The organism is Ottowia flava, assembly GCF_008017535.1.
Classification (GTDB): domain Bacteria; phylum Pseudomonadota; class Gammaproteobacteria; order Burkholderiales; family Burkholderiaceae_C; genus Ottowia; species Ottowia flava.
Genome location: NZ_VRUA01000002.1, coordinates 288,325 through 308,679, shown reverse-complemented (window position 1 = coordinate 308,679; position 20,355 = coordinate 288,325). Strand labels below are relative to the sequence as shown.

Genomic DNA, 20,355 nt, shown 5'->3' with positions numbered 1-20,355 from the left:
TTGGCTTAGAACTTGACCTGCTCGTAGGCCCACTTCAGCCACGGCATGAGCGCGGCCACGTCGCTGGCTTCCACGGTCGCGCCGCACCAGATGCGCAGCCCCGCGGGCGCGTCCTTGTACGCGGCGATGTCGTAGGCCACGCCCTCGGCTTCAAGCAGCTTGGCCATCTGCTTGACTTGCGCATCCGGCAGGTCGACCGTCAGGCACACGCTGGTGCACGAGCGTGTGGCCTCGGTCTGCGCCAGGAAGTGGATCCAGGGGTGCGTGGCGACGAAGTCCTCGATGGCCTTCAGGTTGGCGCGGCTGCGCGCCATCAAGCCGGGCACACCGCTAGCGGCATCCGCCCATTGCAGCGCATCCAGGTAGTCGGCCACGCACAGCATCGACGGGGTGTTGATGGTGTCGCCGCGGAAGATGGCTTCCATCAACGCGGGCTGGCGGTCGGCGCCGGTGCTGGTCATGCGGAAGATCTTGGGCATGGGCCACGCAGGGCGGTGGCTTTCCAGGCGCGCCACGGCGCGCGGGCTCAGCACCAGCATGCCGTGCGCGCCTTCGCCACCCAGCGCCTTCTGCCATGAGAAGGTGACCACGTCGAGCTTGTCCCAGGGTAGGTCCATGCTGAAGGCGGCGCTGGTGGCGTCGCAGATCGTCAGGCCTTCGCGGTCGGCCGCGATCCAGTCGCCGTTGGGCACGCAGACGCCGCTGGTGGTGCCGTTCCAGGTGAAGACCACGTCACGGCCGAAATCGGCCTGCGCCAGATCGGGCAGCGCGCCGTACGGGGCTTTGTATACGTTCAGATCGCCCAGCTTGAGCTGGTTGACCAGGTCGTTCACCCAGGTCAGCCCGAAGGTCTCCCAGGCCAGCACGTCGACGCCGCGCGGGCCGAGCAGGCTCCACATCGCCATCTCCACGGCGCCGGTGTCGGACGCGGGCACGATGCCAATGCGGTAGCCGGCCGGCAGGCCCAGGATGCGCGCACTTTCCGTGCAGGCGCGCTCCAGCAGCTCGCGCCCCAGCGCCGACCGGTGCGATCGCCCCAGCGCACGCAGATCGAGCGCGGACACGTCGTAACCCGGGCGCTTGGCGCAGGGGCCGGACGAGAAGTTGGGGCAGGCGGGGCGAACAGCGGGTTGAGTCATGGCGGCGGGTGAACGGCGTTCACGGATGCGAGGTGCGCCCGCTCGGGCGCGAAGCCAGGAATTCTAGGCCGCCCCCGCCCCCGCCCGCGCGCGCGTTGACCGGCGCGGACTTGGCGGTTTGAGCGCGCAGGCTGCTTGCCTAGAATCGGCGCCATGAACTTTCTCGAGCAGTTGCGCCAGGCCGAAAGCCTGAACCAGTCGATGCTGTGCGTCGGGCTGGACCCGGAGCCCACGCGCTTTCCCACCGGCATCACGCGCGACGCCGAAGGCATCTTCGATTTTTGCGTGGCCATCGTCGAAGCCACGGCCGACCTGGCGATGGCCTTCAAGCCGCAGATCGCCTACTTCGCCGCGCACCGCGCCGAGCCGCAGCTCGAACGCCTGATGCGCCGCATGCGCGAGATCGCGCCCAAGGTGCCGATCATCCTGGACGCCAAGCGCGGCGACATCGGCTCCACCGCCGAGCAGTACGCCAAGGAAGCCTTCGAGCGCTACGAGGCCGACGCCGTCACCTTGTCGCCGTTCATGGGCTTCGACTCGGTCGCGCCCTACCTGCAGTACAAGAACAAGGGCGCCTTCCTGCTGTGCCGCACCTCCAACCCTGGCGGTGACGATCTGCAGAACCAGCGCCTGGCCAGCGTGGACGGGCAGCCGCTGCTGTACGAGCACGTCGCGCGCCTGGCCGCGGGGCCGTGGAACCTCAACGGCCAGCTCGGCCTGGTGGTGGGCGCCACCTACCCGCAGGAGATCGAACGCGTGCGCGAACTGGCGGCCACGTTGCCATTGCTGATCCCCGGCGTCGGCGCGCAAGGGGGCGATGCCGCCGCCACGGTCAAGGCAGGCTGGCGCGGTGATGCGGCGGGCGCCACCACTGGGCCGGTGATCGTCAACAGCTCGCGCGCCATCCTGTACGCGAGCAGCGGCACGGACTTCCGCGACGCAGCGCGCGCCGCGGCGCAGGCCACGCGTGCGGCGCTGCACGCCGCACGAATGATTTAACTATTGATTCGATAGCTGTTCGCGCAAGCCCATCAAGCGCTGCAGCTCGATTTCGTCTGAAATTCGTGCGCGCGTGATGCGTGCAGAGCGGTCGACCCCTGCGGGAAATCCATGGCACGCAAGTGCCAGCCAGTTGGTCGAGCGCATGACGTTTTGGTGACAATCGGCCCATCGACCTGCGCTGCGCCCCCTGACCGGCCCGCGCTTTTTCTGGAGTTTTCTCGATGTCCTTTCCCCACCTGTCCCGCCGTACCCGCCTGCTGGGCGCCTGTGCGCTGGCGCTGCTGGCGCCCGCAGCTTTCGCGCAGGGCGCGTACCCCGCCAAGCCCATCACCATCATCGTCGGCTACCCGGCCGGTGGCAGTACCGACCTTACCGGCCGCCACGTGGGTGACGCACTCGGCAAGCAGCTGGGCGTGCCGGTGGTGATCGAGAACGTGGGCGGCGCGGGCGGTGCCATCGGCGCGCAGAAGGCGGCCAACGCAGCGCCCGACGGCTACACGCTGTTCGTGGGCGCCAACAACGAAGTCGCCATCAACAAGCTGGTGACCAAGAACGTCAAGTACGACCTGAAAGACTTCACGCCGATCGGCCTGGTGGCTTCGCAGCCGATGGTGCTGGTGGCGTCCAACGCCTCGGGCGTGAAGAACATCGACGAATTCATCGCCAAGGTGAAGGCGGCGCCCGGCAAGTACAGCTACGGCAGCTCGGGCGTGGGCACGGCCCTGCACCTGGCCGGCGAGATGGTCAAGGAACGCGCGGGCCTGTTCATGACGCACATCCCCTACCGCGGCGTGGCGCCGCTGACCAACGACCTGGTCGGGGGCAACCTCGAATTCGGCGTGTTCGTGCTGTCCAGCGGTCTGCCGCACATCAAGGCGGGCAAGGTGGTCGCGCTGGGCACGACCGAGGCCAAGCGCTCGCCGCTGACGGCCGACATTCCCGCGCTGGGCGAGCACAAGCAGCTCAAGGGCATGGACATCGGCAGCTGGTTCGTGCTGATGGGCCCGGCCAAGCTGCCCGACGCCGTTACCGCCAAGCTCAAGACCGCGCTGACCGAGGTGCTGAAGTCGCCCGACTTCCGCAAGAAGATGGAGGCCACCGGCTCCACCGTGGCGGCGCCCGACGTGGCGATCGGCCCCTTCCTGCAAAGCGAGATCGCCAAGTACCAGAAGATCGTGCAATTCGCCAAGATCGAGCAATGAGCCGTCCCGCCCCTCTGCCATTTCACCTGCCGCTGCCCGACATCGCGCCCTGGCGCACGGGCAACACCGGTGTCGAAGGCGTCTGGCATTTCGACAGCGGGCGCCCCGGCCGCGCCGTGATGCTCAGCGCGCTGATCCACGGCAACGAAGTCTGCGGCGCCTGGGCACTCCAGGGCTTGCTGGAAGCCGGCGTGCGGCCCGACGTGGGCAGCTTGACGCTGGCCTTTTGCAACCTGGCCGCGTTCGACCGCTTCAGCCTGCCGAACACCGACGCCGCGCGCTTCGTCGAAGAAGACCTGAACCGCCAGTGGAGCGCCGAGCGCATGGCCGGCGGCGAAAGCCTGGAACGCCGCCGCGCCGCCGAATTGCGCCCCTTTGTTGAGCGCGCCGACTGGCTGCTGGACCTGCATTCCATGCACGAACCCAGCGCGCCGCTGCTGCTGACCGGCGTGCAGCCGCGCAACCTGCAGTTGGCCCGGGCGCTGCGGGCGCCCGAGCACATCGTCATCGACGCGGGCCACAAGGACGGCGTGCGCATGCGCGACTTCGGCCGTTTTGGGCTGCCGGACGGGCAGGCGGGCGATGTGCGCTCGCTCTTGATCGAATGCGGCTTTCATGGCGACCTGAGCAGCCGCGCCGTCGCGCAGGACATGAGCCTGCGCTTCCTTCAGGAAAGCGGCTGCGTCGGCGCGGGCACGCTGGCCGAAAAGTTGCCCGGCTGGCGCCTGCCCGATGCGCCGCGGCAATGGGCCCTGACGGTGGACGGCGCCGCCGTGGCGCGCAGCGAGCGCTTCGCCTTTGTCGGCGACTTCACCGGGCTGGAAGTGTTTGAGAAAGCCGGCACCGTGATCGGCCACCACGACGGCCCCGGCGAGGGCGACGCCGTGGTCACGCCTTACGACGACTGCGTGCTGGTGATGCCGTCGGTGCGTCAGGCGCGCGAGGGTGTGACGGTGGTGCGCTTCGCACGGCGGGCGGCGCTGGCCTGAAGTGAGCGGCCTTTTGACGCTGCGCTGAGTATCAAAACCATAGCTGGCCGCGCAGATGGTTGTAGGGCTGCGACCCTGAATGGCATGAAAAAACGGCCGGCAGGCCGCCGGACCGCCGGGCGCGCTCGCCGCTCAGCGCTTGCCGCTGCGCGCCGCCTCGTACAGCGGCATGACGCGCGGCACGGCCTGTTGCAGCGCGGCGATGCGGTCGCCCGATGAAGGGTGCGTCGACATGAAGCCCGGGCCGCTGCCGCCGCCTTGTTGCGCCATCTTCTGCCACAGCGTGATGGCCGCGCGCGGGTCGTAGCCGGCACGCGCGGCCAGCTCCAGGCCGTACAGGTCGGCTTCGCTTTCCATGCTGCGCGAGAACGGCAGATCCAGCGCCAACTGCTTGCCCATGCTGGCCAGTTGCGTGGCGCCGCTGCCCAGCCCGAGCAGCGCGCCGCCGATCGACACCGCCAGATCGCCCGCCGCCGACTGCGACATCTTCTCGCGCGAGTGCTCGCGCAGCGCGTGCGCCATTTCGTGGCCCATGACGGCGGCGATCTCGTCGTCGGTCAGCTTCAGCTTGCGGATCAGCCCGGTGTAGAAGGTGATCTTGCCGCCCGCCATGACGTGGGCGTTGACGGTGTCTTCGTTGATCAGCACCAGCTGCCAGGGCCACTTCGCGGCGTCGGGGCGGAAGGCGCCGACCTGCGGCACCAGACGCTGCATGACGTTGCGCACGCGGTTGTATTCGGGGCCGCTGGTGATCAGCGTGCCGTCGGAGCGCGCTTCGTTGTTCTGTTCGTTGTAGTACTGCAGCGACTGTTGCATCACCGTTTCGGACGAGACCAGCAGCAGCTGAGAGCGGCTGCCGCCACCGGAGGCCACGCTGCCCGTGGTGGTGGTGCCGCAGCCGGCGGCAAGCAGGGCGGTGGCGGCCAGGGCGGCCAGTGTGCGGTGGGACATGCGGGGCTCCTCAGTCGGTCGTCGGGGGAATGGGCCGATCGTACCCGGCGACCGGGGCGCCGCGCGTCGGACAAGCGCGCAGGGCATTTGCGGACGGGATTCTTGAGAAAAAAGGCCGTTCGCCCTGGAGGGTTCTGCGCGAGCAGCTATCAAATGAAGAGCTATGTATGTGCCGCCGCAGCGAGAAGGGCGGGGCGGTCTGCGCGCCTGCCCGAGCCGTCACTTGGGCATGGCGCAGTGCCCGCTGCTGGTGGGCAAGCCCGAGCCGGCGGCAAAAATCGGCGGCTCCAGCCGCACGTTGATGGGGTCGGAGGCGGCGACGTCCCACGCGACGAAGCCGACCAGGGCAGCCCAGAAAATCCAGCGGCGGGTGGCGGTGCGGGTCATGGCGTCGCCCCTCTCAGAACTTGAAATGGCGGCGCACGCGCAGCCCGACCAAGGTGCCCAGAAAGGCCATCGGCACCCAGATCCAGCCGTGCAGGCTGCCGGTGCTGATGCCGCTGACCATGGCGCCCACGTTGCAGCCAAAGGCCAAGCGCGAGCTGTAGCCCATCAGCAAGCCTGCGGCCAAGCCCACCAGCCATTGCGTGCCGGTGAGGGGCCGCGCGTTCTGCGGGCGCTTGGGCGCCACCCACAGCGCGCCGGCCAAGATGCCGATGTTGGTGATGCTGGTCACATCGAGCAGCAGCGTCTGGTGCAGGCGCTGCGCGTGGCCGGGGTCGCTCCAGAAGGCGTTCTGTGTCGGGTCGAACAGGCCCAGCGCGGTCGCCGCCTTGGCCGCCCACAGACCAAAGCCGTACACCACGCCCCAGGGCTGGCCGGCGACGAAGAGGTTGAGCGCGGCGAACAGCGCCAGCACCAGTGCGCCCCAGAACCAGCGCCGCGGCATACCGCGCAAGCCCTTGCCCGTCCACCCTGCGACGCCCGCGGCCGCCACGGCCAGGGCGATCAGCGTGGCCCCCAGCGCCGGGCCCGCGCCCAGGCGGTCGACCAGACCGACCGGCTCCAGCGCGCCCAGCGCCAGCCAGTCGTTGAGCTGGGCCGAACCGAGAAAGCTGCCGATGGCGAACATCGGCAGGATCGCCATGTTCAGCGGCACACCCAGCCCGGCCTTGTACAGCGTGCCCGAGCCGCAGCCGTCGGCGATCTGCATGCACAGCCCGAACACGAAGGCGCCCACCAGCAGGCTGACCGACAGCGGCCCCAGCGCGGCGTGAGTTTCGGGGAAATGACCGAGCATCGGCATGCTGAGCGCCGCCAGCAGCGCCAGCAAAACCAGTTGCCCGTAGACGCCCGCCGGATCGCGCTGCTCGACCAGCATGCGCCAGCCCGTGGTGAAGCCGAAGCGCGCCGCTGCCAGGCCCCAGCCCAGCCCGACACCGACCAGCAGCAGCAAGGCCTGCCGCGCCGACACCGACCACAGCAGCCAGCCGAACAAGGCGGCGATGGTCAATGCCAGGGGGGCGCGCATGGCCCAGAGGCTGGGGGCTGGCGCTGTGCCAACCGGCGCAGCATCGGCCGCGGAAAGAGGAGAGGTGAGCGTTGTCATCGTTTGAATTCTTGCTTGCTTAAGCACGCGCTGGTCGGCCAACCCCGAAGCAATGAGACGGACGCTGCCCTCCAGCAAACGCCATGCCCGGACCTGCGCCGGGCATCGGCGTTGTCCCTCCTCCCGAAGAGAGCGGAGTGAAGACGCCGCAGGCACATCAGGGTGGTGTTCACTTGATATTCCGCTGCACCCAGGTCGCCAACATTTGACGCAGCTTTTCGGCGCGCGTCGGCTCGTTGACCATCGGCAGCGCCTGCGGAGCCTGGCTCCAGTCGATGACCGAACCGGCGTACAGCTTCACGTTGGGCTCGCCCAGCAGCTCGGAGCGGACGAACCAGTCGGTGGCGCTCCAGTGCCCGGCGTTGCAGAACGTCACGACGGTCTGCTCGGGCTTGGCGTGGGCCTTGTCGGCCTCGGCCTGCAGGCTGTCCTTGTCCATCAGCACGGCGCTGCCCAGTTCAAAGTACAGATCGCTGTCCTGGTTGATGGCGCCCGGCAGCGTGCCCTTGGCGTGCGCCAGGTCGACCTGCACACGCCCCTGATAGAACGGCGCCGGTCGCGAATCCACCAGCACCGCACCGGGCTGGCCGAGCAGCGCCCGCACGTCCTCGCGCGTGGCCAACCACTGCGAGTTGAAGGTCGGTTGCCACTGGCTGCGCGGCGCCACCGCCGCCTGGTTGCTCACCGGCAGGCCCGCACTGCGCCAGGCGTTCAGCCCGCCATTCAGGATCGAGAGGTTCTGCGCGCCCAGGCTCTTGAGCGTCCAGTACGCGCGCGCCGCGGTGGCGAAATCGCTCGAATCGGTGCCGGTATAGACCAGCACGGTGCGCGTCTCGGGCGTCAGGCCCAGCGATTGCACCAGCGCGGTCAACGCACCCTGCGACGGTGGCAGGCCAGGATTGGTCGCCGGCCCGCGCCAGCGCGTCAGGTAGGGCGCCGACACCGCGCCCGGCACATGCTGCAGGGCGTAGGCCTCGGCTTCGCGCACGTCGACGATGCGGACCGCGCCCTGGTCGGCCAACGACTTCAGCTCCGCCGGGCCGATCAATGGCGTGGCCGCGCAGGCGATGGAAGCCCACAGCAGCGCAGGCAGGGCGAGCAGGAATCGGATCAGGGGCGACATGGGGCCGTTTTCACGAGGCAAACCCTGTATTGTCGCCACGCAGAGGTGCCCGGCAAATACAGTTTCGTCAGAAGCTTATGTGCCAGCGCCTGCTATTTGTTTGGTAGCTGTCAGCGCTGGCGGTTGTAGCTTCAATGGCCGATTTGATGCCTATTCAGTCGAAGGGCGGGGCAGCGCCTGCGTCGGTGCCAACGCGCTAGCATGGTGCATGCCCACGGTCTGCGCCACCCCAACCCGCGACCAGCGCCTCGTCTGGCGGCCGGCGTGCGCCCTGCAGGGCGCGCCGCGTCGCTGGCCCTAGCCCCATGGAACTGCGCCAGCTGCGTTACTTCGCCAAAGTCTGCGAGCTCGGCAGCATGGGGCGCGCGCGCGCGTGGTGCTCGGCGACGTGGCACGCGCGCTGGTGCGTGCTGGACACTGGACCGGCGCCAGCCTTCACAAAAACTGAAGACCCCTTGCCCCGGGCTGCCTTGCGGCGGCGCGGGCGGCACGGGAAAGTCATGCGGTCGACTGCACGTCAGGGCGCATTCACGATCGGATCGATCTTGCTACGAATCTGATCCTGCCTGCCCCGTAAACATGCGTTGCGCTTCTGTTTTTGTAGCGGACTAAAGAGTTATAGGTGTTGGATCCAGGCGTCGCGCAGCGCCTCACCCACGCCGCGCGCCGACTGAGGGTTCTGCCCGGTGATAAGGGCTCCATTGACCACAACCTGCGGCGTCCAGTTGGCTGCTGGCAGATGCTGCGCGCCCTGAGCGATCAGGCTGTCAGCGAGTAAAAATGGGACCACTTCGCTCAAACCAACGGCTTGCTCCTCGGCGTTGGTGAAGGCGGCCAATTGGCGGCCCGCCACAAGTGGTCGACCGTTGCTCAAGGTGACATTCACCAGCGCCGCAGGCCCGTGGCAGACGGCTCCCACGATTCCGCCAGCTTCATAGATGTGGCGCGTAACGTGGTGCACAGCTTGGTTGGAGGGGAAGTCCCACATGGCGCCGTGACCGCCCGCGAAGAAGATGCCCGCATAGCGCGCAGGGTCGACTCGGGCGAGCGCAGTAGTTTGGCGGACGGCGGCGCGGAAAGCAGGATCGCTCCAGTACCGGGCGTTGTCTGGATCGCTCAGATCCAAGCCATCCACCGGCGGCTCGCCGCCTTGAATCGATGCAAATTCCACGGGGATTCCGGCTGCTTGCAACACGGTGAGCGGATGCGTGACTTCGGGCAGGTAATAACCCGTCGGCTTTCCGGTCCTGCCCGTAAGGCCGTGGCTGGTCAGCACAAATAACAGAGGGAGTGAAGTGGGCTCGGACATGCGGTGCGCCTTGTGAATGAAAGAAAAGCCGAACTTTATAAATTGCTCAGAGCGAGATAAAGTAGGTTAATGACAATTTATTTTTACCTTTGGAGCAAAAGTGGGTCGTAGGTTTGACCATGTACCCGATCTGGAGGCCTTTGTCGTGGTCGTGGAGTTGGGCTCGATGAGCGCCGCGGCGGTCGCGTTGGCGACGACGCCCTCTGTCGTGAGCCGCGCCGTAGCGCGGCTTGAGGCGCGGTTACGCTGCCAACTGTTGCGCCGAAGCACACGACGCCTCAGTCTGACGGAAAAAGGGCGTCAGTATTGGGAGCATGCTCAGGGTGCTCTGGCCCAGATTGAAGCGGTGGAGCGCGAGTTGCGTGACAGCGACGGTGCGCCCCAAGGCAGGGTTCGGTTGACGGCACCCACCACCTACGGACACCACCGACTGCCAGAGTATTTGGCCAGGTTCACGCGCCTTTATCCCCTCATCGAGTTGGACATCGATATCACCAATCGCAATGTGGATTTGGTGGCCGAAGGGTTTGACTTAGCGATCCGTCTGGGCGCGCCACCTGAGCGCGAGATCCAGGCGCGCTTGCTGGAGCAAGCGGCGTTGTGTTTGGTCGCGGCGCCTCAGTACCTGGCAGAGCGGGCGCCACCGAGCGGCCTGAGCGACTTCGCACAGCACCGATGTCTGCCGTTTGTGCTGCCAAGCACCGGACGTGTTGTGCCTTGGCTGCTGCAAGTCGAAGGCGAACCGGTGGACTGGCAACCTCCTGTCACCTTTGCAGTGTCCGGGGATGTCCTGGCGACCGTTTCGCTTGCCGCGCAAGGGCTTGGCATTTGCCAAACCTATGACTTTGCGGTGAAGGAGGACCTATCGAGGGGGCGACTGGTTGAGGTGTTGCCGCAAATGCGCGGGCGTTCGAGGCCGTTCCACCTGCTGTATCCTCCCCGCAAACGCCTCACCACTGCGGCGCGTTTGCTCACAGAGTGTTTGCTCGGACACGGTCCAGGCTGATACAGGTCTCGCCGACTGGCGGCTGCGTAGGCGGACTGATCGGAACTGGGCCCCGAAGCCGTCAGAGCAGGCGCTTCAAGTACTTTCCGGTGTGGCTCGCCGGATTCGCGGCCACATCCTCCGGCGTGCCCTGCGCCACCACCGTCCCGCCGCCGTCGCCGCCTTCAGGGCCCATGTCGATCAGCCAGTCGGCGGTCTTGATGACGTCGAGGTTGTGCTCGATCACCACGATGGTGTTGCCCGCGTCGCGCAGCTGGTGCAGCACTTTCAGCAGCAGCTCGATGTCGGCGAAGTGCAGGCCGGTGGTGGGTTCGTCCAGGATGTAGAGCGTGCGGCCGGTGTCGCGGCGCGACAGTTCGTGCGCCAGCTTGACGCGCTGCGCTTCGCCGCCGGACAGCGTGGTCGCGCTCTGGCCGAGCTGGATGTAGGACAGGCCCACGTCCATCAGCGTCTGCAGCTTGCGCGCCAGGCTGGGCTGGTCCTTGAAGAAGGCGTGCGCCTCTTCCACCGTCATCTGCAGGATCTGAGCGATGTTCCGGCCCTTCCACTGCACCTCCAGCGTTTCGCGGTTGTAGCGCTGGCCGTGGCAGACATCGCAGGGCACGTACACGTCGGGCAGGAAGTGCATCTCGACCTTGACCACGCCATCGCCCTGGCAAGCCTCGCAGCGGCCGCCGCCGCTGGACTGTGGCACGTTGAACGAAAAGCGCCCGGGGCCGTAGCCGCGTTCGCGCGCGGTGGCCACTTCGGCCATCAGGTCTCGGATGGGCGTGAACAGGCCGGTGTAGGTGGCGGGGTTGCTGCGCGGCGTGCGGCCGATGGGGCTCTGGTCGACGGCGATGACCTTGTCGAACTGCGACAGGCCTTCGATCGCGTCGTGCGGCGCGGCTTCCGCGTGGGCGCGGTGAATGGTGTGCGCCGCCGCCGTGTACAACGTGTCGTTGACCAGGGTGGATTTGCCCGAGCCCGATACGCCCGTCACACAGGTGAACAGGCCGACGGGGAGGTCCACGGTGACGTTCTTCAGGCTGTTGCCGCGCGCGCCGACAATGCGCAGGCGCCCGCTTGGAGTTTCAGGTGAATCATCGCCAGAACTGGCTTCAGGTGGGCGCGGCAAGCTATCAACATCGTAGCTGGGTGCGCGGCGCTTCGGGATGGCAATGTGCCGCTCGCCGCGCAGAAACTGGCCCGTGACCGAGTGCGGCGCCGCGGCCACGTCGTCGAAGTTGCCCTGCGCCATGACCTCACCGCCATGCACGCCGGCGCCGGGCCCCATGTCGATGACGTGGTCGGCGGCGCGCATCATGTCCTCGTCGTGCTCGACCACCAGCACGCTGTTGCCCAGGTCGCGCAGGTGCTGCAGCGTGGCGATCAGCCGGTCGTTGTCGCGCTGGTGCAGGCCGATGCTGGGTTCGTCCAGCACGTACATCACCCCGGTCAGCCCGCTGCCGATCTGGCTGGCCAGGCGAATGCGTTGCGCCTCGCCGCCCGACAGCGTGTCGGCGCTGCGATCGAGGCTGAGGTAGTTCAGGCCGACGTCGGTCAGGAAGCGCAGGCGGTTGCCGATCTCGCGCACCACCTTGTCGGCGATCTCGGCCTTGGCGCCTTCCAGCTTCAGCGCATCGAAGTACTGCTTGGCCTCGCCCAGCGTGACGTGGCTGATCTCGAAGATGGCACGGCGCTGTGCGCCTTCGCCCACGAACACGTTGCGCGCCTCGCGCCGCAGCCGCGTGCCGCCGCAGTCGGGGCAGGGTTGGTGGCCCCGGTACCGCGCCAGCTCCTCGCGCACCACGGTGGAATCGGTCTCGCGGTAGCGCCGCACCATGTTCGGCAGGATGCCCTCGAACGGGTGCTTCTTGCTGACCTGCTTGCCGGCCTGCGCGCCGCTGTCAAAGGTGTAGGCGAACTTGATCCCCTCGTCGCCCGAGCCATGCAGGATGACGTGCTGGACGTTCTGCGGCAAGTCCTCGAACGCCGTATCCACATCGAACTTGTAGTGCTTGGCCAGTCCCTCGATCAGCGAGAAGTAGTAGCCGTTGCGCCGGTCCCAGCCCTTGATGGCGCCGCTGGCCAGGCTGAGCGACGGGAAGGCGACCACGCGCTCGGGGTCGAAGTGCTCGGTCGTGCCCAGGCCGTCGCAGGTCGGGCAGGCGCCCGCAGGTGCGTTGAAGGAGAACAGGCGCGGCTCCAGCTCGGGGATGGAGTAGCCGCACACCGGGCAAGCGAACTTGCTGTTGAACAGGGTCTCCTGGCCGCTGTCCATCTCCATCGCGATGACGCGGCCATCGGCCACGCGCAGCGCGGCTTCGAAGCTGTCGGCCAGGCGGCTGGCCATGTCGGGGCGCACCTTCAGGCGGTCGATCACCACGTCGATGTCGTGCTTCTCGGACTTTTTCAGCGTGGGCAGCTCGGTCGCGTCGACGGTCTGGCCGTCCACGCGAAAACGCACGTAGCCCTGGGCTTGCATGTGATCGAACAGCTCGACGAATTCGCCTTTCTTCTCGCGCGCCACGGGCGCGAGGATCATCAGCTTGGTCTCTTCGGGCAGCGCGAGGACGTGGTCCACCATCTGGCTCACCGTCTGTACCGTCAGCGGCAGATGGTGGTCGGGGCAGTAGGGCGTGCCCGCGCGCGCGTACAGCAGGCGCAGGTAGTCGTGGATCTCGGTCACCGTGCCCACGGTCGAGCGCGGGTTGTGGCTGGTGGCCTTCTGCTCGATGGCGATGGCGGGCGACAGGCCTTCGATCAGATCGACGTCGGGCTTGTCCATCAGCTGCAGAAACTGCCGCGCGTACGCCGACAGGCTTTCAACATAGCGGCGCTGGCCTTCGGCGTACAGCGTGTCGAACGCCAGCGACGACTTGCCCGAGCCCGACAAGCCGGTGATCACCACCAGCTCGTTGCGCGGGATGTCCACGTCGATGTTTTTCAGGTTGTGGGTGCGCGCGCCGCGGATGCTGATGCGCTGCGCGCGCAGCACCTGCGCCAGGTGGCGGGAATCGTCTTCGGCGCCACCGCGGGCGTCGGTGGTCAGGGTGTCTGGGGGCACTGCGGGGGGTCCCAAAAGGGCAACCCAGCATTATCGGCAATTGGCCTGTTTCGTGCAGGCAGGCGGCGCCCGCGTTGGTGGCGTGGGACGATCAGGTCCGGGTTTCCATGCCGGCCCAGCCGGCTTCGGGGTAGCGCGCGCCCTGGGCCGCGTCGGGGGTGAAGACGGCTTCCACGGCGGCCATCTGCTCGGCGCTCAGGCGCACGCCTGCGGCAGCCACGTTCTGCTCGAGCCAGCGCTGGCGCCGCGTGCCGGGGATCGGCACCCCATGCGGCTGCTTGGCCAGCAGCCAGGCCAGGGCCAGCTGCGCGTTAGACAAGCCCCAGCTGGCCGCCAGCGCGCCCAGATGCGCGACCAGCGCCGCGTTGGCCTGGGCCGCCTCGCCCTGAAAGCGCGGGTGGTGGGCGCGAAAGTCGTTCTGGGCCAGCGCGCCGGTGTCCAGTGCGCCGGTCAGGAAGGCGCGGCCCAGCGGGCTGTAGGCGACAAAGCCCACGCCCAGCTCGGCGCACAGCGGCAGCATGTCGTGCTCGGCTTCGCGCGCCCACAGCGAATATTCGGATTGCACCGCGGCGATCGGGTGTACGGCGTGGGCGCGCCGCAGCGTGTCGGCGCTGACTTCCGACAGGCCGATGGCGCGCACCTTGCCGGCCTGCACCAGCTCGGCCATGGCGCCGACCACGTCCTCGATCGGCACCGCGGTGTCACGTCGGTGGCAGTAGTACAGGTCGATGTGGTCCACGCCCAGGCGCTGCAGCGAGGCCTCGCACGCTGCGCGGATGTAGGCGGGCGAGTTGTCGATGCGGCGCTCGTACACGCCCGGCGCGCGCACGATGCCGAACTTGGTCGCGAGCACCAGCCGGTCGCGCAGGGCGTTGCCGCCTTCGGCCAGAAAGCGGCCCAGCAGCGCCTCGTTGGCGCCCAGGCCGTAGGTGTCGGCGGTGTCGAACAGGGTCACGCCCAGCTCGACCGCACGCGTTAGCGTGGCCAGCGATTCGGCGTCGTCGCTGTCGCCGTAGAACTCGCTCATGCCCATGCAACCCAGGCCGATCGGAAAGACCGGCGGCAGCACGTGGCCCAGCGCGCGCGCCGCGACAGCGGTTGAAGAAGAAGGGGAGGAGGTGCGTGTGTTCATGCCAACAAGCGTAAAGCAGCGCAGTCAATTTGATAATCGCCTGATCGATTCACGATTTACTGAGCCAAGTTCATGAATGAGACCCTGCCGCCCTCATTGGACGACCTGGCCGCCTTCGCCGCTGTGGCCGACGCGCGCAGCTTCCGCCAGGCTGCCGCCACGCTGGGCGTGACGCCGTCGGCCCTCAGCCACCGGCTGCGCGCGCTGGAAGCGCGCCTGGGCCTGCGCCTGTTGCACCGGACCACGCGCAGCGTCGCCCCGACCGAGGCCGGCCAGCAGCTGTTGGCGACCCTGGCGCCGGCGCTGGCCCACGTGCGCGACGCGCTGGCCGCCGTGCGCGAGCAGGCCGCCACGCCCAGCGGCACGCTGCGCCTGACCCTGCCGCACATGGCCGCGCGCTCCGTGCTGGCGCCGGTGCTGGCGCGGTTGCAGGCCGAGCACCCGCGCATTGCGGTGGAACTGGTGTGCAGCGACACCCTGGTCGACATCGTGCAGGACGGTTTTGACGCTGGCGTGCGCTTTGGTGAACAGCTGCAGGCCGACATGGTGGCGCTGCCCGTCGGCGCGCCGCTGGCCTTCACGGTGGTCGGCACGCCGGCCTACCTGGCCGCGCACGGCACGCCCGCCGTGCCGGCCGATCTGGCGCAGCACCGCTGCATCCAGCTGCGCTTTGGCAGCGGCGCGCTGTACCGCTGGCAATTCACCCGTGCCGGTCGCACGGTGGACGTGCGCACCGACGGCGCCGTCACCGTGAACGACAGCGCCGCCGCGCTGGCCCTGGCCGAAGCCGGGCTGGGTTTGGCCTATGTGTACGAAGTGCAGGCGCGCGCGGGGTTGCAAGCGGGGCGCTTGCGCGCCGTGCTGCCCGACTGGCTGCCGCCGGCCGAGCACTTCTACCTGTACTACCCCAGCGCGCGCATGAAGTCGGCCGCGCTGACGGCGCTGGTGGACGCAGTGCGTGCGACAGCGGAAGCGGGCTGAGCACCCGTATCTTCCCGATGCATCTGTCCATTTGCTACCAAATAAGGAGCTGGTTACGCAGGTGGCTGTAGGGCTGAAGGTCGATTTTGCTTGAAAATTGGTGCGCCCTGCCTGAGCGCGCACCGCCCGGTTCAGGCGCGCGCGGCGGCGCGTTCGGGCGCGCTCGCCGCGTCCTCCGCCAGCGTCTCGGCGCTGGCGATCACGCCGCCGCCCAGGCAGACCTCGCCGTCGTACAGCACGGCGCTTTGGCCCGGGGTGACGGCCCATTGCGGCTCGGCAAAGCGCAGCACGCGGCTGGCGGGCGTGGGGCCGCCTGCCAGGGTGCAGGGCGCGTCGGCCTGGCGGTAGCGCGTCTTGGCAGCGTAGGCGCCGGTCGCGGGCGCGGCGTCTGCGGTCCAGGACAGGTCGTCAAACACCAGCTCGTGCGACAGCAGCCAGGGGTGGTCGTGGCCTTGCACGGCGTACAGCGTGTTGGTCGCCATGTCCTTGCGCGCCACGAACCACGGCGAGTGGTCGCCCCCACCGCGCTGCGCGCCTTTTTCGCGCACGCCGCCAATGCCCAGGCCCTGGCGCTGGCCCAGCGTGTAGAAGCTCAGGCCGACGTGCTCGCCGATCTTGCGGCCGCGCTCGTCCTTGATCGGGCCGGGCTTCGTCTGCAGGTAGCGGTTGAGGAATTCGCGGAACGGCCGCTCGCCGATGAAGCAGATGCCGGTCGAATCCTTCTTTCTGGCGTTCGGCAGGCCGATCTCGGCGGCGATGCGTCGCACCTCGGTCTTGTGCAGCTCGCCCACGGGGAACAGCGTCTTGGCGAGCTGCGCCTGCGTGAGCCGGTGCAGGAAGTAGCTCTGGTCTTTGGCGGGGTCCAGGCCTTTGAGCAGTTCGTGGCGCGCGGTGGCCGCGTTCAAGCGCACCCGTGCGTAATGGCCCGTGGCGATTTTTTCAGCGCCCAGGCGCAGGGCGTGGTCCAGAAACGCCTTGAACTTGATCTCGGCGTTGCACAGCACGTCGGGGTTGGGCGTGCGGCCGGCCGAGTATTCGCGCAGGAATTCGGCGAACACGCGGTCCTTGTAGTCGGCGGCGAAGTTGACGTGCTCGATCTCGATGCCGATTACATCGGCCACGGCGGCAGCGTCCACGAAGTCGACGTTGGACGAGCAGTACTCGCTGTCGTCGTCGTCTTCCCAGTTCTTCATGAAGATGCCGACCACCTCGTGACCCGCTTTTTTAAGCAGCCAGGCGGTCACGGCCGAATCGACCCCGCCCGAGAGGCCCACCACGATGCGTTGCTTGGCTTGCATCCCCCGATTATCCGCAGCGCGACATGGGCGACGAATACCTACGGGTTATTGCGCATGGCAGCAGGCCGCCGCCGTTGGCACACTCGCCGCACCCCCTGTTCAGGGGGTTCCTTTTTCTTGAGCGCTGGCGCGGCGCTGCGTCGGCTGCGCTGTTGTTGCACGCCAGGGCTTCTGGTTTTGCTGTCGATGAAAACCTCTCGCATCTCTCCCCGCCATTGGACTCGCCGTTGGCTGGCGCCCACCTTGATCGCCTGCGGCCTGGCCGTGGCCCTGCCCGCGCAGGCCGACATCCTGATCGGCCAGACCACCTCCGTCACCGGCCCGGTGGCCGCCAGCGTGGGCGAAACGCTGGTGGGCGTGCGCGCCTATCTGGACCACGTCAACGCGCAAGGCGGCATTCATGGCGAGAAGATCAAGCTGATCACGCTGGACGACAACTTCAAGCCGCCGCGCGCGGCCGAGAACGCCAAGAAGCTGATCGAGCAGGACAACGTGGTCGCGCTGTTCATGAGTCGCGCCACCCCGCACACCGAGGCCATCCTGCCGCTGCTGGCCCAGCACAAGCTGGCGCTGGTCGCCCCGTCCACCGGCGCCATGGTGTTCCACACACCGGTCAACCCGTACGTGTTCAACGTGCGCTCCAGCTACCAGGCCGAGACCGAGCGCGCCATTCGCCACCTGCACGAGATCACGCTGGAGCGCGTGGCCGTGGTGCACGTGGACGACAGCTTTGGCGCCGACTGCCTGGCCGGCGCCATGAAAGGCTTTGCCGCCGCAGGCAAGCAGCCCGTGGCCGTCATCAAGGCCGACCGGGAAAAGCCTGACTACGCGGCCATCGTCAAGACGCTGATCGACAAGCAGGCACAGGCCGTGCTGTGGATCGGCTCCAGCGTGGCCGTGAGCGGCGGCGTCAAGGCGCTGCGCCAGGCCGGTTCGGCCGCGCAGGTGCTGACCGTGTCGAACAACGCGTCGGCCGGTTTCATCAAGCAGCTGGGTGAGCACGCGCACGGCGTGGTGGTGACCCAGGTGTTCCCGAGCGAACGTGCGCTGGGCGTGCCGATCAACCGCGAGGCGCTGGCCCTGCTCAAGGGCAAGGGAGAGCTGTCGCCGCAGGTGATGGAGGGCTTTGCCAGCGCCAAGGTGCTGGTCGAGGCGCTGCGCCGCGCCGGCCCCAGCCCGACGCGCGCCAAGGTCATTGACGCGCTCAACAGCATCAACCACCTGAACCTGGGCGGCCTGGAGCTGGGCTTCAGCCCCACCGACCACACCGGCTTGAACTACGTGGAACTGTCGATCATCGGGCGCAACGGCAAGTTTCAGCGCTGAATCGGGCGCCGGCCCAACAACCATCTGCGCCAATAGCTGCTGAAAACATAGCAAGCACCGATCGGCGCGGCCACGGAGCGGCGTGGTAGTAGCCGCAACAAGATCGGCGCACGCGGTGGTGGCCAATCGCAAGCGGCTGGCGAGCCAAATCCGCGCCGCGGCGGCGGCGCTCTGGTGGCGTGGGCCGTTCAGCCCCGTTGGCGGCGCCAGGCGAGCGCAGCCGTCAGCAACGCGGCCAAGGCGGCCAGGCCGCCCAGCGAGGTCGTTGGTACCGCGGTGGGCGCGCGCCCGCTGACGATGGTGACGTCGCGAATGTCGTGACTCGCTCGCCAGGCGCCGAAGGCGCCGCTGAAGCCGAACTTCAGTGTGGCAGGCAGCGCAGCCATGCCGGGCATCGGCTGGCCCGCCACCATCAACGGCGTGGTCAGCACGGGGGTGCCGTCAATCTCGATCGTCATGGTGACGTCGGGGGCCGGTGTCAAGGTGACCCTGCCGGTGTGCACCACCCTCGTGCTTGGCACTTTGATCTTCCCGACGGCCGACGCCCAGTCAAGTGCGGTGTTGGTTGGTGGCGAGCCGGCCTGGACAGACCCCAGTGCGACCACCTGCTCCGTCTCGGTCTGTGCCCCACCGCACGGCTTAGAGGAAACCTCGGGGACACAGTGGAACAAGTAGGCCAAGCCAAAATATTCGTTGAAGCCTGCGGCCACATAGCCCCCCGGCATACCCACGTAGCCCAGGCGGTGACCATAAAACGGAGGACTGGGGGCGAGCGAAGGGCTGGCGGTGCTGCCATCGATGGCGAATACCGTGAAGCCATCGGCATCTCCATCCACCTGGTACGTGAAACGGATGTCCACGCCCTGCGTGGCCAGCACAGGGGTATCGAAGACCGCGCCTCCCTGGATATTGGCTTCTCCGGCCCCGCTGCCCGTCAGGCGCAGCCAGCCTTCGCCGGCCGGGTTGTTGGACAAGGTTGCGGCACCCAGCAGCGTCCAGCCAGGAGCGGCGGCGCCTCTGAAGCTCTGGGTTTCGTTCACGTGCTGCGCCTGCGCGGCAGCGGCGCTGGTAAACCAGACCGCCATGAGCAGGCCAAGGCGTACCCCGTGGGGAAGTGAGGGCGGGGTGTCGGTGTGGCGGCAGCGCATCGGTTTTTTTGGCGTCAACGGTAGTTGACTTAAATGTTAAAACTTGCTACCGATTTCAGTCAATGAGTAGTACAAAAATACATGCAAATCGGTCAAAACATCGCCTGAGGCTTGTTGACGTCGGTCAATCTGCGGAGCGTTCTGAAGGATTGGCGGCGTCAAAGTGCTGGTGGCCGTGCGCGGCGGACAGGTTCGCCCGAGCCGGCCGTGCCTACGCGGGGGAGGCCAATTGCGCCGGACACGGTGCATGGCGCTGCCGCAGCGCGGCCGCGTGACCGATGAGGCGGGCGTGGGCCGCTCTCGCCCGCCCGGGAGGCGGCGCGCGCCGCCGCTCAGCCCGCGCTGCTGCGCATGAAGAACAGCACGCTCATCGCCAGCCCGGTGACGATGACAATGGCGCGCACCCACGCCACGGGCAGGCGCTTGGCCAGCCGGGCGCCGGCAAAGCCGCCGAAGGTGGCGAACACGGCCATCAGCAGCGCTTGTTTCCAGACGATGGCGCCGCCGATGGCGAAGGCGACGACGGACAGCACCGATAGTACGAAGGAATTCAAATTCTTCAGCGCGTTGACGGTGTTCAGCTGCGTCACGCCGACCAGCAGATACAGCGCCATCAGCAAAATGCCCAGGCCGCCGTTGAAGTAACCGCCGTACACGGCGACCACCGCCAGCCCCACGTTGCGCCACAGCGGCGACGCGCCGCCGTCGGCCGAGCCGGCCCAGCGCGCGATGCTGGGGCCCAGGGCGAACAGCGCGGTGGCGAACAGCAGCAGCCACGGCACGACGCCTTCAAAGACCTTGGCGGGCGTCACCAGCAGCAGCAGCGCGCCGGCCACGCCGCCGACGGCGCAGATCAGCATTTCGCGCACCAGCAGGCTGCGCGGCTGGGCGGCCAGCTCGGGCCGGAAGCCCAGCGTGCTGCCCAGGTAGCCGGGCGACACGGCCAGCGCGCTGGTGGCGTTGGCGGCGATGGGCGGCACGCCGGTGTAGACCAGGGCGGGGAAGGTCAGGAAGGTGCCGCCGCCGGCAATGGCGTTGAGCACGCCCGCGCCGAAGGCGGCGGTGGCGAGCAAAAGGAACTGGGAGAGGGCGTCCATGGCGGGTCAGGTGAGCGGGTGTGCTATCAAGTTGGAAGCTGCTTGCGCAGGTAG

General features: G+C 67.9%; 17 protein-coding genes. 6 read left to right on the top strand and 11 right to left on the bottom strand.

What is annotated here, in order from left to right; genetic code table 11:
- Nucleotides 1–5 precede the first annotated feature (5 nt).
- Nucleotides 6–1,139, bottom strand: coding sequence for a phosphoserine transaminase (locus FVQ98_RS03570; RefSeq protein WP_147912050.1), 1,134 nt, complete (start codon nucleotides 1,137–1,139; stop codon nucleotides 6–8).
- Nucleotides 1,140–1,292: 153 nt separating this feature from the next.
- On the opposite strand from FVQ98_RS03570, the gene pyrF reads away from it, so the two are divergent.
- The 3 genes from pyrF to FVQ98_RS03555 all read left to right on the top strand — a co-directional run bounded on the left by pyrF (nucleotide 1,293) and on the right by FVQ98_RS03555 (nucleotide 4,332).
- A complete protein-coding gene (gene pyrF, locus FVQ98_RS03565) occupies nucleotides 1,293–2,138 on the top strand; it encodes an orotidine-5'-phosphate decarboxylase (RefSeq protein ID WP_147912049.1) in 846 nt (281 codons plus the stop codon).
- 224 nt (nucleotides 2,139–2,362) lie between these two features.
- A complete protein-coding gene (locus FVQ98_RS03560; protein ID WP_147912048.1) occupies nucleotides 2,363–3,343 on the top strand; it encodes a Bug family tripartite tricarboxylate transporter substrate binding protein in 981 nt (326 codons plus the stop codon).
- Nucleotides 3,340–4,332 carry a M14 family metallopeptidase gene (locus FVQ98_RS03555; RefSeq protein ID WP_147912047.1) on the top strand — a complete coding sequence of 331 codons (993 nt, stop codon included), beginning with the start codon at nucleotides 3,340–3,342 and terminating at the stop codon, nucleotides 4,330–4,332. Before FVQ98_RS03560 ends, FVQ98_RS03555 begins: the two co-directional genes overlap by 4 nt.
- A gap of 132 nt (nucleotides 4,333–4,464) precedes the next feature.
- Here FVQ98_RS03555 and FVQ98_RS03550 read toward each other — a convergent pair whose 3' ends face one another.
- From FVQ98_RS03550 to FVQ98_RS03535, 5 genes are all read right to left on the bottom strand, one after another.
- Nucleotides 4,465–5,283 carry a M48 family metallopeptidase gene (locus tag FVQ98_RS03550; RefSeq protein ID WP_147912046.1) on the bottom strand — a complete coding sequence of 273 codons (819 nt, stop codon included), beginning with the start codon at nucleotides 5,281–5,283 and terminating at the stop codon, nucleotides 4,465–4,467.
- A gap of 219 nt (nucleotides 5,284–5,502) precedes the next feature.
- Nucleotides 5,503–5,670 carry a hypothetical protein gene (locus FVQ98_RS19570; protein WP_187265608.1) on the bottom strand — a complete coding sequence of 56 codons (168 nt, stop codon included), beginning with the start codon at nucleotides 5,668–5,670 and terminating at the stop codon, nucleotides 5,503–5,505.
- 13 nt (nucleotides 5,671–5,683) lie between these two features.
- Nucleotides 5,684–6,754 carry a YeeE/YedE thiosulfate transporter family protein gene (locus FVQ98_RS03545; protein WP_147912045.1) on the bottom strand — a complete coding sequence of 357 codons (1,071 nt, stop codon included), beginning with the start codon at nucleotides 6,752–6,754 and terminating at the stop codon, nucleotides 5,684–5,686.
- Nucleotides 6,755–7,001: 247 nt separating this feature from the next.
- Entirely contained in the window at nucleotides 7,002–7,955 is a 954-nt protein-coding gene (locus tag FVQ98_RS03540) for a sulfurtransferase (protein WP_147912044.1), read from the bottom strand.
- Nucleotides 7,956–8,571: 616 nt separating this feature from the next.
- Nucleotides 8,572–9,264, bottom strand: coding sequence for a type 1 glutamine amidotransferase domain-containing protein (locus FVQ98_RS03535; protein WP_147912043.1), 693 nt, complete (start codon nucleotides 9,262–9,264; stop codon nucleotides 8,572–8,574).
- Nucleotides 9,265–9,364: 100 nt separating this feature from the next.
- Between FVQ98_RS03535 and FVQ98_RS03530 the strand changes: the two genes are divergently transcribed.
- Entirely contained in the window at nucleotides 9,365–10,270 is a 906-nt protein-coding gene (locus tag FVQ98_RS03530; protein WP_147912042.1) for a LysR family transcriptional regulator, read from the top strand.
- A gap of 61 nt (nucleotides 10,271–10,331) precedes the next feature.
- Here FVQ98_RS03530 and uvrA read toward each other — a convergent pair whose 3' ends face one another.
- Complete coding sequence (gene uvrA / locus FVQ98_RS03525; RefSeq protein WP_255507612.1) at nucleotides 10,332–13,319, bottom strand: excinuclease ABC subunit UvrA; 2,988 nt, start codon at nucleotides 13,317–13,319, stop codon at nucleotides 10,332–10,334.
- Between the two features lie 91 nt (nucleotides 13,320–13,410).
- Nucleotides 13,411–14,451, bottom strand: coding sequence for an aldo/keto reductase (locus FVQ98_RS03520; RefSeq protein ID WP_147912041.1), 1,041 nt, complete (start codon nucleotides 14,449–14,451; stop codon nucleotides 13,411–13,413).
- Nucleotides 14,452–14,523: 72 nt separating this feature from the next.
- On the opposite strand from FVQ98_RS03520, the gene FVQ98_RS03515 reads away from it, so the two are divergent.
- Nucleotides 14,524–15,432, top strand: a complete 909-nt coding sequence (locus FVQ98_RS03515) for a LysR family transcriptional regulator (protein WP_187265607.1) — start codon at nucleotides 14,524–14,526, stop codon at nucleotides 15,430–15,432.
- 131 nt (nucleotides 15,433–15,563) lie between these two features.
- On the opposite strand, the gene mnmA is transcribed toward FVQ98_RS03515, so the two are convergent.
- A complete protein-coding gene (gene mnmA / locus FVQ98_RS03510; protein WP_147912040.1) occupies nucleotides 15,564–16,730 on the bottom strand; it encodes a tRNA 2-thiouridine(34) synthase MnmA in 1,167 nt (388 codons plus the stop codon).
- Nucleotides 16,731–16,916: 186 nt separating this feature from the next.
- Here mnmA and FVQ98_RS03505 point away from each other — a divergent pair, with 186 nt between their 5' ends.
- A complete protein-coding gene (locus tag FVQ98_RS03505; RefSeq protein WP_147912039.1) occupies nucleotides 16,917–18,056 on the top strand; it encodes an ABC transporter substrate-binding protein in 1,140 nt (379 codons plus the stop codon).
- A 188-nt stretch (nucleotides 18,057–18,244) separates the two neighbouring features.
- Here FVQ98_RS03505 and FVQ98_RS03500 read toward each other — a convergent pair whose 3' ends face one another.
- Both FVQ98_RS03500 and FVQ98_RS03495 read right to left on the bottom strand, forming a co-directional pair.
- Nucleotides 18,245–19,141 carry an L-type lectin family protein gene (locus FVQ98_RS03500; RefSeq protein WP_147912038.1) on the bottom strand — a complete coding sequence of 299 codons (897 nt, stop codon included), beginning with the start codon at nucleotides 19,139–19,141 and terminating at the stop codon, nucleotides 18,245–18,247.
- Nucleotides 19,142–19,536: 395 nt separating this feature from the next.
- Nucleotides 19,537–20,301, bottom strand: coding sequence for a sulfite exporter TauE/SafE family protein (locus FVQ98_RS03495; RefSeq protein ID WP_147912037.1), 765 nt, complete (start codon nucleotides 20,299–20,301; stop codon nucleotides 19,537–19,539).
- Nucleotides 20,302–20,355: the final 54 nt, after the last annotated feature.

Bases quoted from the DNA above. Each gene is read 5' to 3' on its own strand.
- FVQ98_RS03570 (WP_147912050.1), bottom strand. From the start codon at position 1,139: ATGACTCAACCCGCTGTTCGCCCCGCCTGCCCCAACTTCTCGTCCGGC.
- pyrF (WP_147912049.1), top strand. From the start codon at position 1,293: ATGAACTTTCTCGAGCAGTTGCGCCAGGCCGAAAGCCTGAACCAGTCG.
- FVQ98_RS03560 (WP_147912048.1), top strand. From the start codon at position 2,363: ATGTCCTTTCCCCACCTGTCCCGCCGTACCCGCCTGCTGGGCGCCTGT.
- FVQ98_RS03555 (WP_147912047.1), top strand. From the start codon at position 3,340: ATGAGCCGTCCCGCCCCTCTGCCATTTCACCTGCCGCTGCCCGACATC.
- FVQ98_RS03550 (WP_147912046.1), bottom strand. From the start codon at position 5,283: ATGTCCCACCGCACACTGGCCGCCCTGGCCGCCACCGCCCTGCTTGCC.
- FVQ98_RS19570 (WP_187265608.1), bottom strand. From the start codon at position 5,670: ATGACCCGCACCGCCACCCGCCGCTGGATTTTCTGGGCTGCCCTGGTC.
- FVQ98_RS03545 (WP_147912045.1), bottom strand. From the start codon at position 6,754: ATGCGCGCCCCCCTGGCATTGACCATCGCCGCCTTGTTCGGCTGGCTG.
- FVQ98_RS03540 (WP_147912044.1), bottom strand. From the start codon at position 7,955: ATGTCGCCCCTGATCCGATTCCTGCTCGCCCTGCCTGCGCTGCTGTGG.
- FVQ98_RS03535 (WP_147912043.1), bottom strand. From the start codon at position 9,264: ATGTCCGAGCCCACTTCACTCCCTCTGTTATTTGTGCTGACCAGCCAC.
- FVQ98_RS03520 (WP_147912041.1), bottom strand. From the start codon at position 14,451: ATGAACACACGCACCTCCTCCCCTTCTTCTTCAACCGCTGTCGCGGCG.
- FVQ98_RS03515 (WP_187265607.1), top strand. From the start codon at position 14,524: ATGAATGAGACCCTGCCGCCCTCATTGGACGACCTGGCCGCCTTCGCC.
- mnmA (WP_147912040.1), bottom strand. From the start codon at position 16,730: ATGCAAGCCAAGCAACGCATCGTGGTGGGCCTCTCGGGCGGGGTCGAT.
- FVQ98_RS03505 (WP_147912039.1), top strand. From the start codon at position 16,917: ATGAAAACCTCTCGCATCTCTCCCCGCCATTGGACTCGCCGTTGGCTG.
- FVQ98_RS03500 (WP_147912038.1), bottom strand. From the start codon at position 19,141: ATGGCGGTCTGGTTTACCAGCGCCGCTGCCGCGCAGGCGCAGCACGTG.
- FVQ98_RS03495 (WP_147912037.1), bottom strand. From the start codon at position 20,301: ATGGACGCCCTCTCCCAGTTCCTTTTGCTCGCCACCGCCGCCTTCGGC.